The organism is Streptomyces cellostaticus (genome assembly GCF_023630175.1).
Taxonomy (GTDB): Bacteria; Actinomycetota; Actinomycetes; order Streptomycetales; family Streptomycetaceae; genus Streptomyces; species Streptomyces cellostaticus_A.
The window spans coordinates 77,528-92,654 of the sequence record NZ_JALLIN010000012.1 but is presented as its reverse complement, the minus strand read 5'-3'; the positions used below and the strand labels follow the sequence as shown (position 1 = coordinate 92,654).

Here is a 15,127-nt window from a genome sequence, read left to right as displayed (position 1 = left end):
GTCGCCCCGGACCTCGTGCCGGGGGAGCCGGCCCGAGCTCGGCCGCCGTGCCGGGTGCCGCCGCGATCCCGGTCACGGCGGGCCGCGGTCCGTGCGGATCCCGCCGGGGAGCGGGAATGCCGGCTGGCTGGATTGTCCCGATTTGAGATTCTGTGCATGTGTGGGGTGTGTCGCGCTGGATCCAGCCCCGCCGCGGGCCCGCGCCCGGCGGCGGCCGGCGTCTGCCGGACGGATCCGGCCGGCCGGAGGGCGGCGCGGCGCCGTCGGCGGCCCTGCGGGCCGCGCTGGGCGGCATCGGCACGACGCTCGACGAGGAGCAGACCTGCGCCGAGCTGACCGCGGCCGCCGTGCGGCTGACCGGCGGCACGGCGGCCGTCCTGCGCGGCGGCGACATCGGCCGTGGCCACGGGGGCTACGGCGGTGGCGCCGGCCCGGAGGACGGGGCCGGTACCGGCCCGGGGAACGGGGGCGACACCGAGCCGGGGTACGGCGGCGACCCAGGCGCGAGCCTCGGCGGCGACTCCGGCCGGGGGCACGGCGGCCGGCCCGGGTCGGGCCACGACGGCGGCACCGCTCCGGGACATGGCGGCCGCTCCGGCGCGGGCCGCGGCGGCGAGCCCGGGGCCGGCCACGGGGGTGGCGACCGCTCCGGATACCGGGCGGTCAGTGGTGAGGCGGAGCTGCTGCCCGATGCCTCCCGGGCCCTGGCCGCGGCCCGGGAGGCGGGATCGCCGGCGGGAGGTCTGCCGCCCGGGACCCGGGCCCGGGGCTCGCCCGGCACCCCCGGCCGCTCCGTCCTCGTCACGCCGGTGACCAGCGGCCGCGACCATTACGGCCTGCTGGTCACGGCCCGTCGGGGCGCGCCCCACGACCGGGCCGAGGCCGAGCTGCTCGCCCTGCTCGCCGAGCGCGCCGCCTCGCACATCAGGCACGCCCGCACCCATGACCGGATCCGCCGGACCACCGGCGACCTGCAGCGCGCGCTGCTGGCCGAGCCCGGCCGACCGCACCCGAACCTGGACATCGCCGTCCGCCACCTCCCGGCGGGCGGCCGGACGCTGGTCGGCGGGGACTGGTGCGAGACCGTACGGCTGCACTTCGGCCGCACCCTGCTGGTCGTCGGTGACGTCATGGGCCACGGCCTGGAGGCCGCCGTCGACATGAACGCCTACCGTTCCTCCCTGCGCTACATCGCCGCCACCGACCTGCCGCCGCACCGGGTGCTGCGCCAGATGGACTTCATCGCCTCCGGCGAGGCCGATCGACGACCGGCCACCTGTCTACTGGCCCGCGTCGACCCCGGCCGGGGGCAGATCACGCTGGCCGGCGCCGGCCATCTGCCGCCCCTGCTGATCGGCCCGGACGGCGCGGCCGCGCTGCTGCCGGTGCCGGTCGGGCCACCGCTCGGCACCGGCCTGGGCGGATACGACTCGGTCACCCACCCGGCGTCCCCCGGGCAGACCCTGGTGCTGTTCACCGACGGTCTCGTGGAACGCCGCGGCGAGGACATCGACCGCTCCCTGGCCCGTCTGGCCGGCCTGCGCTTCCCGGCCGGTCAGGGCGTCGGCGACGTACTGGACACCATCCTGTCCGCACTGGACGCCCGGCACGCGGAGGACGACGTCGCCGTCCTCGCGGCCCGGCCGAGCCCGCGCCGCCCGGCCGGCGAACCGCCTTACGGGACGAGGGCGTCGGGCTGAACGCGCGGCCCGGCGAGGATGGCCATTTGTCGTGCTCCCGGCGGGCGGCCATCTTTCGCAACCCGATCGATTGGGTAACCATGACAGGGGACGCGTGTGCTGTCGTGAAAAAGAGGGGGACGAGCCGTGGATCTGTCGGCAGCCGATGTCGAGACCGAGTTGGTGGATCTCTCTCAGGTGCCGCTGGCGGCAGTCGGCTCCCTGGCGTCCGCGGGTCTGACCATGGAGGCCCGGCGTCTGCTCGCGCTCGTCGACAACCCTCCCACGCTGGGGAATTCGTCGAGCGCCGACTGCTAGGGCCGTGACCGGAATGGTTTGCCGGAAGGCTCGCGGCGTCCGGTGCGGTGCAGCGCAAGGCGGAGCGTCGTCCGCGTACTGGACGTACTCGGGTGATGCGACGACGCGGCGAGGTGCCGTGCCGTGCCGGGCGCCGCGAGCCGGTGAACCTTTCCGGTCGCAGCACTAGGGCCGGGTCCGTGATGCCGTGCCGGACGGCCGCGCGGCGCGGCGCCGTGCACCGCGAGCCGCTGAGTCCTTCCGGCCACGGCACCGGACCCCACTTGTCCTGAGCCGGTCCATGGCGAGGAGAACCATGTCGGACGCGGGCACCACCCTCCCCGGCGGGAAGAACGCAGCCGGATCCGACTCGTGCCTGCCGCCCGTCGGGGCACGGCATCGGCTGCGGGGCGGGCACTTCCTGCAACTCGCTCGGGGCGGTGGCGGGCGGGACGCCGTCGCCGCCCTTCGCTCCGCGCAGCGCAGTCGCCGGCTGGTGCTCCTGCGTGCGCTGGTGGAGAGCGCCGACCGGTACGTACCGTGGCACGCGTCGCTGCCCCCCGCGCAGAAGGCCTGGGAACTGCTGGCCGGCGCCGAGACCGCGGACCGTGACGCCGTGGAATCCGTCCTGCTCCATCCCAGCGTGGGCAGTTGGCTGGCCCGCACGCTGCGAGAGCTGCGCAGCGAGGGGGACGCCGGGCCGGAGCCCGCGGTGCTGCGGGACGCTGCCCGGGTGCACGCCCTGGCCGCGGCGGCGGCCCTCCGGGCCCGCGTGCCGTTCCGCACCGCCGTCCCTCTCACGGAGCACGGCGTACTCCTTCCCTCCCTGGGATACGCGACGATTCCCGGCAACCCCGCGGACCCCGTCGCCGAGGTCTTCCGCGACCACGGCGGCTCCGGGGTGCGCTGCTCCTCGGGAACCGTTCCCTTACCCGCCGACCTCACCCGCGACGCCCCCGGCTGGTGGGCACTGCGGCGGCTGCGGGCGCCCGGTGCGGAGCCGGCCGGCGCACCGCTGCTGGACGATCTCGACCCCTGGAGGCACTTCCTGCGCAGGCTGCCGGTCGCGCGGCTGGACGAGGACGAGACGCGGGAGTGGCGACGACTCTACGAGGACGCCTGGCCGCTGGTGGCCGAACAGCGCCGGATCGATCCCCAGGGCCTGGCGGACTGCCTGCTGGCCGTCACCCCGCTGCCCGACCGCAGTCCCGCGGAGGTCTTCAGCGGCAGCGACCCCGAGGCGTTCGGAGGGCTGCTGCTGACCAGACCGGCCAGGCCCGTGGACCTGGCCGTCGCCCTGGTCCACGAGGCGCAGCACAGCAAACTCAGCACGCTCATGGACCTGGTCACGCTGTTGCGCGGGGGGCGGGAGGAGACGCACTACGCGCCTTGGCGTGCGGATCCCAGACCGCTGCGCGGGATGCTGCACGGTGTCTACGCGTTCCTCGGCGTGGCCGCCTTCTGGTTCGCGCTCAGGGAGCGGCCCGGCACCACGGACGCCGAGCGTGCGGTCGCGGACTTCGAGGGCGCGCTGCGCAGGGGACAGGTGGAGGAAGGGCTGGGCACGCTGTGGGCCGAGGCGGTCCTGACCCACGACGGTGAACGGTTCCTGCGCGTCGTGGAGGGCACGCTCGCCGCCGTGCTGAAGGAGACGGTGCCCGCGGCGGCGGCGCTGGCCGCCGAGGAGGCCCGTGACGACCACCGGATGGTCTTCCGGCTCTCCCAGCTGAGCTGCGACAGCGCTCAGGCCGAGGCCTGGGCCGCCGCCCTCGCCGACGGCACTCCGGCACCGCCCGCGTTTCCCGACGTGACGCTGCGGACGGGACCGCTCACGTCCGACGTCCGCACCCGGCTGGTGCGGATCCGCATCGGCGACCGCGAGCGCTTCGAGGGCCTGCGCGCCGATCCGGGCAGCGTCGGTGCCGCCCCGGCGGACTACGCGTGGGCGGCGGGGGACCGCGGCGCCGCACTGTCCGGATACCGCCGGCTGATCGCCGAGAACCCGGCCGACCCCGCCGCCTGGGCCGGACTGGCGCTCAGCCTGCCCGAGGGCCGGGCCCGCGGCATGCTCCTGCACCGGCCGGAACTGGTGGCCGCCGTGTACCGGCTGCTGCTGCTGCGAGGCCGCCCGCAGCCCCCGCAGACCCTCGCCGCCCTGATCGCCGAGGCGGCCGCCCGGGGCGCGACGGCGGACTGAACCGGCGGACCGGCCGGCCGGTCCGGCGGACGGGCACTGCCCGCGGGACGGGCACTGCCCGCGGGACGGGCACTGCCCGCGGGACGGGCCCGATGTGCCGGACCCTCGATGTGCCGGACCGCCCGATGTGCCGGACCGCCCGATGTGCCGGACGGCCCGCCGTCAGCGGTGCACCTCCACATCGCAGTCCGCGCGCATGCCGCGGCCGCACCCCACGGTGGCCGGGTGGCTGTTGCCCAGGACGGAGCGATAGCGCTCCAGCGTGTCGGCGTGCAGGCGCTGGGCCTCCTCACCGCGGCCGAGGGCTCGCAGGTCGAGCGACAGGTTCATCGAGCACGCGAGCGTGGCCGGGTGGTCGTCGCCCAGCTGCGTCCGGCAGAGTGGCAGCGTGCGCTCGTCGAGCGCGAGCGCCTCGGCGTAGTCGGCGAGCGTGTAGTGGTCGCTCGCCAGATTGATCGCGATGCCCAGCGAACCCGGGTGCTCGGCCCCGAGAGCGGCGCAGTGCGCCTCGTACGTCTCCCTGTCCGCCGCGAGCGCCTCGTCCACCTCGCCGATCAGCCGCCGCGTCACCGACAGGTCGGCGGCGGCGGCGAGCGTGTAGGGATGCCGTGGTCCCAGGAGGTCCCGCAGCGTGTTCAGGCACTGTTCGCCGACGGCGCGGGCCTGCTCCAGGTCCGCGTTCTGCCGCAGGTCCATCGAGAGGTTGAGCACGGTCGCGGCCACGTTCAGGTTCCGTTCCCCGAACTTGCTCCGGTACTGCCGCAGGGTCTCCTCGTTCAGTTCCAGCGCACCGGCGTGGTCCCCGGCCTTGCGGCGGGCCACGGCGAGGGTGCGGGCGGCGATCAGATTCACCGGGGCGGCACGGTCCTTGATGACGTTCCGGACCCGCTGCAGGGTCTCCTCCTGCATCTCCCGGCTGCGCAGGTAGTCACCGGACTCCCGCACGTCGATGGACAGGTTGCTGGTGATCAGCAGGGTCAGCAGGGCGTCGTACCCGAGTGACCTGAGGGCGGCGTCCCGGGCCTGGGAGTCGATGTCCCGGGCCTGCGTGTACTTCCCCACCAGCCGCAGTGCCAGGGCGTAGTCGTTGGCGGCGGCCAGCAGCGTGGGGTCGCCGTCCTCGAACACGCGGACGGCGCGGCGCCAGCGGTCCTCCTCCAGTTCCACCGAGGCGCCGAAGTCGCCGCGGATCTGCGTGCTCTGGGACACCGAGCCGATCGCGGCGAGCGTGTCGGGGTGGTCGTCCCCGACACTGTCGCGCAGCAGGCGCAGGCTCTTGTCGTTGAGTTCCGAGGCCTCCCTGAAGTGGCCCAGGGCACGCAGGGTGTGCCCGAGCGTCCCGGCCACGTTCAGCGTCTGCAGGTCGGTCTCGCCGCGGCGGGCGGTCCAGGCCTCGACCACCTCGCGGCCGTACTCCGCACAGGTCAGGTTGTCCCCCGAGCGGTGCAGGTAGCGGATGATGTTGACCACCATGTCCCGCACCCAGCCGTCATCGCACTCCAGGGCGCGCGAGAAGCGGGCATGGACGAGCAGTTCCGCGTAGCGGGGCCAGTTGGCGGGCGCCACGTCCACCGGGTCGTAGTTGGCGAGCAGGATGTGCGCGGCGTGACGCATGTCGGCCTGTTCCTGGAGGGACATGCGGCCCACGAGGACGGCTCGCACCAGGCGGTGCATCTGGACGGTGCCGTCCCGATGGTTGATCCTGATCAGGGAGTACCGGTTGATCTCCCGGATCGCCTCGCCGAGTCTGACCGGGCTGCGCAGCACCTGAGTGAGTTCGGCGGGCAGTTCGACCCCGCGGACACCGGCGAAGATGCGGCGGGGGATCGCCTCGGGCGCGAAGAAGGAGCAGACCTGGAGGAGCTGGTGGGCACCCGGGTGCCGCTCGGCCAGCCGGCCCAGGGACATGTTCCAGGCGGCGGCGACCGGTTCCGGGTAGTCGAGGGGGACGCCGGCGGCGAGGAGTTCGCTGCGCTGGGAGTCCAGATCCGCGCGTTCGTCCTCGAAGATGTGCAGGTACTCGTCCGCGGGCATGCCGGTCTCCGACAGCCAGGCGGCGGCCTGCTCCAGGGCGAGGGGGAGGTTTCCGAGGGCCTGGGCGATCCGGGCCGCCTGCTCCGGCTGGAGTTCCGGTCCGCGCCGGGCCAGGAGTTCGATGCTCTCCTCGGTGGTGAACACGTCGATGTCGACCGTCCGGGCGATGCGGCCCCACTGCGCGTTGCGCGAGGTCACCAGGATCCTGCCGGCGTTCTGGGCGGGGAAGAAGCGCCGTACCACATCGGGGTCCTCGGCGTTGTCGAAGACCAGCATCCAGCGGCGGTAGGGGCGCCCGGCGCCGAGCGCGGAGAGCACCGTCGCGATGGTGATCTCCTGCTCGCCGCCCGTCTCCAGGCCGAGGGCCGCGCCGAGCTGGGTGAGCGACTGGCGGATCTGCTCCGGGCGCTCGGCGGAGATCCACCAGATGACGTCGTACTCCGGCGCGTGCTGGTGCACGTACTCGATGGCGATCTGCGTCTTCCCGACACCGCCCAGACCGTGCAGCGCCTCGGGCAGCACCGCGGTCGCGCCCTCCGTGGTCAGTCTCTGATGGAGCGCCGCGAGCTCTCTCGCCCGCCCGGTGAAACTCGGGTTCCGGGGCTGGACGTTCCACACGGCGGGATCTCCGGCCCGGCGCTCCTCCGTCGGCGGGGAGCTCCGGACGAGGGGGACTGACACTGGTGCTCCTCTTATCGAATCATCTGACACATCGGGTAAGTCGTGTATGCCGGTCGGCGGCGCATCCGCCGCGCGATCGCCCGCCGTTCCGACTTGGGGTCGATCTGTGCCCGAATTGCTGCTATTTGTCACGTCTATCACCTCAGACTGGTCGGTCTGGGCCGGGAGGGCGGAAGCGGACTGCTCCAAGCGGCTTCGGAGCACGCGCGAAGATTCCAAGTAGGGGCCGCTCAGTGCCCTGGTCACCTTCACCTGAACGTGGGCGTACGGGATCAGCCGTTCGGGTAACGGGACGTCGCCCGGGGAGGCCCGCGGGTCGTCCAGCAGCGCTCCCAGGTCCCGCAACGGCTGCCACTTGCGGCCCAGCCGCTCCAGGGTGCTGCGCAGCAGATATCGGGTCTCGTCCCTCGACCCGGCCGCCGAGAGCATCAACTCCCGTACGCCGTCGTGGAACTCGTAGGCGACGTCCAGTTCGTCGAGCGGATCGGAACCCACCCTGCGGAGCAGGCCGCCCAGCATGACCTCGGCCAGTTCCCCGGGACCGGTCCGCGCACCGCCGGCCCGGAGCAGGTGTTCCATCGTGGGGATGTTGAGCGGGACGGCTGCCAGGCGCGCGGCCAGTTCCCAGGCCGCCGGGCTGGCGTCGGCCCGGAACCGTGACACCCGCTCCATCGGGTCCGGCGGCGGCTCCGCGGCGGCGGCCGGGTCCGGGTGACGGCCCGCGCCCGGGGTGGTCACCCACACGTCGTGCGCACCGGCCGCCGAACCCGTGGCCAGCCGGGCCCAGCGGCCGAGCCACGAGGGGGCCAGTTCCAGCACCGGGACGACGGCCGTGTCCGTGCCGCCGCGCACCTGCCAGGTGCTGTTGGGCGCGCCGGGTCCCGGGACGCGGACCCGGGCCAGGTGCGCGGGCAGCCCGGTGCGGTGCCAGACGGCCTCGCCCAGGACGCTCACCACGGCCACCGAGGCGTGCCGGGCCCATTCCGCGAGCAGCCGCGCCGCCCGCCCGCCGCGCCAGCCGGGCCCGACGCCGTCGGTCACCAGGAACACCACCTGGCGCCCCCGGTCGGGCAGCCGCACGGTGAGGGGCGAACGCCCGACGTGCCAGGGCGGATCGGACTCCGCGAGCCGGTCGCCGTCGAGCGTGTGCACCCGGATGTCACGGAACGCGCCGGTGTGCCGCAGCACCTGCTCGAACTCGGCCACCGTGCGCCGCCACACGGTCATCGACGAACTGACGTCGGCCACCAGCACGGCGTCCATCCACCGCTCCCGCAGCGGCCGGAACTGCGGAATCCAGCGCAGGCTGAGCGCCGTGGACTCCGCGGTCGCCTCCTCGTCCAGCTCGGTCCGGGTGGCCGACGCGGTGGCTCGTTTGAAGGGGCGTAACGCCCGGGCCAGCTCACGGGCCCGGATCGCGGGCCAGGCCGCCCGGTGCACGGGCGCGTGCGGACCGCCGGCGGACGCGGCGCCGTCCGGGGCGGGCCCGGCCGGGGCGCCGAGCAGCGCGTCGGCCCGCGCTGTGCCGTGCGGGTCCGGTGCGTACGTCCGCGGGCCCCTCTCGTCCCCCGCGCCCTGCTCCGGCGGCGCGGGTGCGGGTGGGGCGCCGTGCTCCTCCTCCGCCCCCCGGGTGTCGGCCGGCGGCGGCTCGGCCGCAGCCGGCTCGGACCGGGCCGGCTCCGGGCCGTCCGCACCGCGTTCCCCGGAGCCCTCGCCCGCTCCGACGGCCAGCAGGACCAACGCGTCGGCGATCTCGGACCACGAGGCACCGAACGAACCCGGGTCCGCGGGGGCCGATTCGGTGCCGCCGTCTCGCGTCACGGCTCTCTCACGCCGTCGAGCCGGTGCCAGACGGCCCGCAGCAGTGCCTCCCAGTCGGCGCCGCGGGAATAGGCGCCGGACGTCGCGAGCCAGATGGAGTTGAGCAACTGGTCGGTGGCGAGGCCGTTCTCCTGCGCGCTGCGCTCGGCGAACAGGCGGATGAGTTCGGCGACCCGGGGGTCGTCGTCCCGCGACCCGAGGTGCGCGGCCACGATGTCGGCCAGCCGGTCCCGCTCGGGTTCCCTGACGTGCAGGTGCAGACACCGGCGCAGGAAGGCGGGCGGGAACTCGCGTTCGTCGTTGCTGGTGATGACGACGAGCGGGAACTCCCGGCACCGGACCCGGCCGTCCCGGATCAGGACCGTGCGGTCGGGATCGTCGGACCGCACCTCCACCACCGGCCGGTGGCCGCGCAGCCGGGCCAGCTCGGGGACGGTGAACTCACCCGCCTCGAAGACGTCGAGCAGGTCGTTCGGCAGGTCCATGTCGCTCTTGTCGAACTCGTCGACGAGCAGCACCCGGGGGAGCGCGTGGGGCAGCAACGCCGTGCCCAGCGGCCCGAGTTCGAGGAAGGCGCCGATGTCGGACGACGGCGCGTCACCGGCCCCGGACGGCGCGCCCTCCGGGGCCGGTGACGCGGCGCGGGAGTCCGAGGTGGCCGCCGCGTGGATCCGGCCCACGGCGTCGTAGCGGTACAGACCGGAGGAGAGGGTCGTCCGGGAGGTGACGGGCCAGCGCAGCACCCGTCCCAGCCCCAGTTCGCGGCTGATCCGGTAGGCCAGCGACGACTTGCCCGTGCCGGGGCGCCCCGTGACCAGCAGGGGGCGTCGCAGGATCAGCGCCGCGTTCACCAGGTCGACCTCGGTGGGATCGGCCACCATGCCCTCGCGGGCCGCCCCCAGTCTGCGCCGCAGCTCGGCCTCGTCCTGCGGCGGCGCGGGCGGTTCCACCGGCGCCTGCGCCCCGCCGGTCCCGTCCCCGTCCACGGACGCGGAGGAACCCGTGAAGGTGCGCCAGGGCGGGGCCCCGGGCAGTACGTCGGCCAGCTCGATGTCGTGCAACGGCAGGCCGGTGCCCCGGTAGATCCACCAGGGCCGCGGAAGGCGCGCGGAACCCGCCCCCGTGCCGTTCCCCTCGAATTGGGCAGCGCCGGTCATCGACCGTCCACCCCCTGGTCCGGTCCCGTCAACGGCTGAGAGCTCTCGACCGGCCTCGTCGGGTCGTCCCACAGGAGTACCAGATGGTGCCCCGGATGATCGTCGCGGCCGTTCAAGGAACCCCCGTGGGCTTCGGTTCGCAATTCTGTCACGGCCTCGCGGAGCCCTGAAAGGTCGCGTAGCAACGCGTTGTCGTACTGCACAACGTCCTGCCGTGTACTCAGGTCACGTGTGTCCCGTGAATCCCAGAGGAGGGCGGGAACCCCGCATCGCAGGGCGACGAGTGCTTCCTGCGCCCCCTCGCCGGCACCCTCCGGCGGCCGGGACAGCACGAGGCAGCCGACCGACCTGTCCCCCTTCAGCCGGGCGTCGAGCCCGGAGACGTCACCGCGCCGCGGGTCCTCGGCCCGCCCTCCGCCCACCACCAGGGGGCGGGTCAGCTCGGGCGTGTCCCGGACGGCCGCCCAGCGCTGCCGCCAGGGCCGGTACCAGCGGGGTGTCCGGCTGCGCTGCAGGCTGCGCACGACGACGCAGTACCCCACGCTCAGGTACGACACCGGATCGCTGTCCAGCTCGGTGCGGAAGCGGTGCACCGGCAGTGTCAGGTCGTCCGCGCCCAGCAGGAACTCCACGTGGATGCGGTCGGCGTCCCGGGCCCAGTCCTCGTCGGCTGCGAACACCAGCCGCTCGACCTCGCGTTCCGCCTCGGCCGCCGTCACCTCCACGCTCTCCTCCTGGCGTGGACGCCAGGAGTCCGGGGCGTCCGGGTCGTAGTGGCGCCACGACGTGAGCAGATAGCGCCCCGGTTCCTCCCGGCGCAGCAGCCGGACCACCAGGTAGGCGTTGCCCGGCTCGGGGCTGGACGCGTACGCGGCCTGCTGCCGCAGGCTGCGCAGCTCGGTGAGCAGGGACAGGGCCTGGGCCTGCGCGTCGTTCCAGGCCCGCAGCGTGAAGCCGCGGTCGTGCGGGGCCTCGGCGGCCACGTACTCGACGAGGGCCAGGGTGGGAGGCAGCCCGTCCGGACGGGCGTTGAGCCTGCTCAGCCCCTCGAAGGCGCTCCAGGCGTCCGGATAGGGCGGCACCGGCCGCAGGTCCGCGACGGCTCTGCGGCACAGGGCGGGCAGGTTGGGCGGGGCCAGCCCGTCGAGCAGCGGCCGCAGCGAGAGGACCTCGTCGACCGGGAGGGCGGGGTCGGCGAGCAGGTCGTCGGTCAGTGCCCGGATCTCGTCGACGTCCTCGTTGAACGCCCTGAGCGCCTCCAGCAGCGCCCGCATCGTCCTCGGGTTCTCCAGGCACACCGAGGCCAGTTCCAGCAGGAAGTAGTGCGCCACGTCGTACTCCCGGACCGGCGGAGGCGCGCCGAGATCCTTGGCCATGAGCCGCAGGCACAGTGCCCTCGAGCCGCGCTCCTGCAAGCTCGCACACCTGCCCAAGGCTTCCGCGAACTCCCGTACGAGTCCGAGACCGCCGCCCCCGTAGGCAGTCATCTCCCATCCCTTCGTGGCCGTGCACTCTTCCACAGCCCTCGGCCCGGGCCAAGCGATTCGGGTGAACGCCGGGCAACTGTTCACTTTCCCGACTCACTCGTCATTCACATGAGTTGATGGTCCGTCAAATAGCTCCGCACCTCCTCGACCGCCGGGGTGCCGGGCCACAGCGCGTCCAGTGCCTCCATCAGCGACTCCCACCCCCGCATCGACTCGCAGGTCCGCAGCAGCGACAGCGCCTCCAGCCGCACGCTGAGCTGGCGGCCGGTGAGGACGCCGATGCCGGGCAGGGCGTCCAGGAGCTGCTGCCAGGCGGCCGGCGCGCCGATGCCCGGCACGTCGAGCAGCAGCGTCGCCAGCTCGCCCAGTTGCCGGGTGGACAGGGCCGCGGCCCGGGGCGCCGGCGCCGGGGTGTCCAGGGCGGCCAGCAGCTCGAACGCGAACGCGGCCGCGTGACGCGCGGCGACCGGCTGCCAGTGGCTGTCGTGGGCCGCGTCCTTGTCGCCCAGCAGGTCGGACACGCCCCGGACGACCAGGGCCTGCACCCGCGGGTTGGCCCGGGCGGCCGTGAGCAGGCCGAGGCCCTCCGTCTCCACGGCCAGCGTGTCGCCCGCCACCTCGGCGAGCAGTCTGCCGGACGCCGACTCGGCGTGCGCGACCACCTTCGAACCGGCGGCCAGGGCACCGACGTACGCGTCGGGCGGCCGATCGGGCGGGGGCACGATGCGCCGCTGCCAGTGCCGGTCGGCCGCGACCAGCCGGGCCCGCTGGACCAGGGCGAACGCCGACGGCCAGGATTTGATCCGGGGCCGGAAGGCGTCCCGCTCGTCCCGGCCGCCCTCGTAGCCGTAGACGGTGTCCGCCACCACCACGTCCCCGAGCCGCGCGTCCTTGCGGCCGCCCGCGACCCCCACCAGGAGCAGGACCGAGGGGCGCAGCCGGGCCATCGCGCGCTCGGCCAGCACCCCCGCCAACTCGTTCCCCGGCCCCGCGAGCTGCACACCGACGGTGAGCCGGCCGTGCCGCCCGGCGAACCGGCCGACCTCGTGGACCGCGCCCTCCACCGTGCGCCTGTCGCGGCCGGGTTCCAGATGGCCGACGACGGCCAGGTACTCGCACTCGATCGCCGTCAGCACGAACGCGTCGACCCTCTCCGCCCGCACCGACCGCCCCCTCCCGTGCCCGGACCTCCATGGTGAGGGATCGGCGTGGCCGGGGGAACCGTGCGGGAGGCGGCACTCGGCCGCCGACGGGCCGCAACCTGCGACGTCTAGACTTTCCCGGCAACGGCCGAGGCTCCGCCAGAAACCGAAGGGCACGCAACGTCTTGATACGGATCGACGCAGTCACCAAGCGATACCCGGACGGCACGGTGGCCGTGGACCGGCTCTCCCTCGACATCCCGGACCGCGCGATCACCGTCCTCGTCGGCCCCTCCGGCTGCGGCAAGACCACGACGCTGCGGATGATCAACCGGATGGTCGAGCCCACCGAGGGCAGCATCCTCCTCGACGGCCGGGACATCCGGCAGCAGCCGGTCAACGCCCTGCGCCGCTCGATGGGGTACGTCATCCAGAACGCCGGCCTCTTCCAGCACCGCACCATCGTGGACAACATCGCCACCGTGCCCCGCCTGCTGGGCTGGGGCAGGCAGAAGGCCCGGACCCGGGCGGCGGAGCTGATGGAGCGGGTCGGGCTCGACACCTCGCTGGCCAAGCGGTACCCGTACCAGCTCTCCGGCGGCCAGCAGCAGCGGGTCGGCGTGGCCCGGGCCCTCGCCGCCGACCCGCCGGTGCTGCTGATGGACGAGCCCTTCTCCGCGGTCGACCCGGTCGTGCGCAAGGGACTGCAGGACGAACTCCTGCGCATCCAGAACGAACTGGGCAAGACCATCGTCTTCGTCACCCACGACATCGACGAGGCGATCAAACTGGGTACGACGGTCGCCGTACTGCGCACCGGGGGCAGGCTCGCCCAGTTCGCGCCGCCCGCCGAACTGCTGAGCGCCCCCGCCGACCCGTTCGTGGAGGACTTCCTCGGCGCCGACCGGGGCATCCGACGGCTGTCCTTCTTCTCCTCCACCGGACTCGAGTTGCAGACCGGCCCCGTCGTCCCGCTCGACGCCGACGCCGAGCGGCTGGCCGCGGGTGCCCCGGCCCCCTACCGCCTCGTGACGGACGCCGACGGCAGACCGCTGGGCTGGTGGGGCGCGCCGGACGAGCTCACCGGGGGGCGGATCGACCGGGACCGGCTGCTGCCGTACGGGCGGCCGTTCCTGCCCGGTACCGACTCGCTGCGCACGGCGCTCGACGGGGCCGTGCTGTCACCGTCCGGCTGGGCCGTGGCGGTGGACGGCGAGGGCCGTGCCGTCGGCGTGGTCTCGCAGCAGGTCATCGGCGAGGCGATCCGCGCGGCGCACGGCGAGGACCGCCAGGACGCGAAGGCCGAGCGGTGAACGGCTTCTTCGACATCCCGAGCGACCTCCAGTACGGCTACTTCGGCCTGATCGGCCTGCACCTGCGCGAGGCGCTGCTGCCGGTGCTGGCCGGACTCCTCGTCGCGCTGCCCGTCGCCCAGCTCTGCGTGCGGTTCCGCTGGCTGTACGCCCCCGTGTTCGGCGTGACCACGGTGCTCTACGCCGTCCCGTCGCTGGCGTTCTTCGTGCTCCTCATCGACTACACCGGCATGACCGAGACCACGGTGATGATCCCGCTGGCGGTGTACAGCCTGGTGGTGCTGGTCCCCGCGATCGTGGACGGCGTCCGCTCGGTGCCGCCGGAGACCCTGGCCGCCGCCACCGCCATGGGGCTGGGCCCCGTACGGCGCTATCTCCAGGTGCAACTGCCCATCGCGGTCCCGACCATCATCGCGGGCCTGCGGGTCGCGGCCGTGTCGAGCATCTCCCTCGTCAGCATCGGCATGCTGATCGGCAACCAGGGCGCGCTGGGCAACCTGCTCAACGACGCCCAGATCTACCACCGGCCGCCGCTCGCGGTGAACTCCGTGCTGACCACCGCGGTGCTGGGCATCCTCGTGGACGCCGCGCTGGTCCTGGTCCGTACCCTGCTGACCCCCTGGATGCCGCGGAAGGGTGCCGTCCGGTGAACGTATTCGACTTCGCCCACGCCTTCTTCGCCGACACCGCCCACTGGCACGGCCAGGACGGCATCCCCACCCGGGTCGGCGAGCACTTCCTGTACTCCCTGGAGGCCGTCGGGATCGCCGCCCTGATCGGGTTGCCCGTCGGACTCGTGACCGGCCACCACGGCCGCGGCGGCAACGCCCTGGCGTCCATCGCCACCGCGGCCCGGGCGCTGCCCACCTTCGGCCTGCTGGTGCTGATGTTCACCTGGTTCGGCTTCGGTCTGCTGCCGGTGATGATCCCACTGGTGGCGCTCGCGGTACCGCCGATCCTCGTCACCTCCTACGAGGCGGTCCGCTCCGTCGACCCGCCTCCGGTGGACGCCGCGCGGGGCATGGGGATGCCCGAGGCGCGGATCCTGTTCCAGGTGGAACTCCCGGTGGCGCTGCCGCTGATGCTCGGTGGTCTGCGGACGGCGGCCATCCAGGTCGTGTCCACGGCCACCATCGCCGCCTACGTCAGCTTCGGCGGCCTCGGCCGGTACATCATCGACGGCCTGGCACAGAAGGACTACGAGAAGGTCGTCGGCGGTGCCACCCTGGTCGTCGGGATGGCGCTGGCGACCCTGGGAGTGTTCTGGTCCGTGTCCCGCGTCGCGGTGTCCCCCGGGGTGCGCCGGAGCGGATGAGCCG

General features: G+C 73.9%; 10 protein-coding genes. 6 read left to right on the top strand and 4 right to left on the bottom strand.

Going from position 1 to position 15,127, the window contains the following annotated elements; translation table 11 throughout:
• Positions 1-158 precede the first annotated feature (158 nt).
• The 3 genes from MXD57_RS10300 to MXD57_RS10290 all read left to right on the top strand — a co-directional run bounded on the left by MXD57_RS10300 (position 159) and on the right by MXD57_RS10290 (position 4,173).
• Positions 159-1,700, top strand: coding sequence for a PP2C family protein-serine/threonine phosphatase (locus MXD57_RS10300; protein WP_250401037.1), 1,542 nt, complete (start codon positions 159-161; stop codon positions 1,698-1,700).
• A gap of 126 nt (positions 1,701-1,826) precedes the next feature.
• Positions 1,827-1,997, top strand: coding sequence for a hypothetical protein (locus MXD57_RS10295; RefSeq protein ID WP_250401036.1), 171 nt, complete (start codon positions 1,827-1,829; stop codon positions 1,995-1,997).
• A 295-nt stretch (positions 1,998-2,292) separates the two neighbouring features.
• On the top strand, positions 2,293-4,173 hold the full coding sequence (locus MXD57_RS10290) for an HEXXH motif domain-containing protein (RefSeq protein WP_250401035.1): 1,881 nt from the start codon (positions 2,293-2,295) through the stop codon (positions 4,171-4,173).
• A gap of 162 nt (positions 4,174-4,335) precedes the next feature.
• Here MXD57_RS10290 and fxsT read toward each other — a convergent pair whose 3' ends face one another.
• The 4 genes from fxsT to MXD57_RS10270 all read right to left on the bottom strand — a co-directional run bounded on the left by fxsT (position 4,336) and on the right by MXD57_RS10270 (position 12,516).
• Positions 4,336-8,709, bottom strand: coding sequence for an FxSxx-COOH system tetratricopeptide repeat protein (gene fxsT, locus MXD57_RS10285; RefSeq protein ID WP_250401034.1), 4,374 nt, complete (start codon positions 8,707-8,709; stop codon positions 4,336-4,338).
• Positions 8,706-9,866: an AAA family ATPase gene (locus MXD57_RS10280; protein ID WP_250401033.1), complete on the bottom strand. Its 1,161-nt coding sequence runs from the start codon at positions 9,864-9,866 to the stop codon at positions 8,706-8,708. Before MXD57_RS10280 ends, fxsT begins: the two co-directional genes overlap by 4 nt.
• Positions 9,863-11,353 carry a VMAP-C domain-containing protein gene (locus MXD57_RS10275; protein ID WP_250401032.1) on the bottom strand — a complete coding sequence of 497 codons (1,491 nt, stop codon included), beginning with the start codon at positions 11,351-11,353 and terminating at the stop codon, positions 9,863-9,865. Before MXD57_RS10275 ends, MXD57_RS10280 begins: the two co-directional genes overlap by 4 nt.
• A gap of 104 nt (positions 11,354-11,457) precedes the next feature.
• Complete coding sequence (locus MXD57_RS10270) at positions 11,458-12,516, bottom strand: 5'-methylthioadenosine/S-adenosylhomocysteine nucleosidase family protein (protein WP_250401031.1); 1,059 nt, start codon at positions 12,514-12,516, stop codon at positions 11,458-11,460.
• Positions 12,517-12,680: 164 nt separating this feature from the next.
• Here MXD57_RS10270 and MXD57_RS10265 point away from each other — a divergent pair, with 164 nt between their 5' ends.
• From MXD57_RS10265 to MXD57_RS10255, 3 genes are read left to right on the top strand one after another with little or no spacing between them, the layout of a single operon-like run.
• Positions 12,681-13,808 carry an ABC transporter ATP-binding protein gene (locus MXD57_RS10265; RefSeq protein ID WP_250401030.1) on the top strand — a complete coding sequence of 376 codons (1,128 nt, stop codon included), beginning with the start codon at positions 12,681-12,683 and terminating at the stop codon, positions 13,806-13,808.
• Entirely contained in the window at positions 13,805-14,458 is a 654-nt protein-coding gene (locus tag MXD57_RS10260) for an ABC transporter permease (protein WP_250401029.1), read from the top strand. Before MXD57_RS10265 ends, MXD57_RS10260 begins: the two co-directional genes overlap by 4 nt.
• Positions 14,455-15,123: an ABC transporter permease gene (locus MXD57_RS10255; protein WP_250401028.1), complete on the top strand. Its 669-nt coding sequence runs from the start codon at positions 14,455-14,457 to the stop codon at positions 15,121-15,123. Before MXD57_RS10260 ends, MXD57_RS10255 begins: the two co-directional genes overlap by 4 nt.
• The last annotated feature ends 4 nt before the right edge of the window (positions 15,124-15,127 follow it).

What these genes read in the sequence shown, in the direction of transcription:
- MXD57_RS10280 (WP_250401033.1), bottom strand. Translation starts at nt 9,866, where the DNA reads ATGACCGGCGCTGCCCAATTCGAGGGGAACGGCACGGGGGCGGGTTCC.
- MXD57_RS10290 (WP_250401035.1), top strand. Translation starts at nt 2,293, where the DNA reads ATGTCGGACGCGGGCACCACCCTCCCCGGCGGGAAGAACGCAGCCGGA.
- MXD57_RS10275 (WP_250401032.1), bottom strand. Translation starts at nt 11,353, where the DNA reads ATGACTGCCTACGGGGGCGGCGGTCTCGGACTCGTACGGGAGTTCGCG.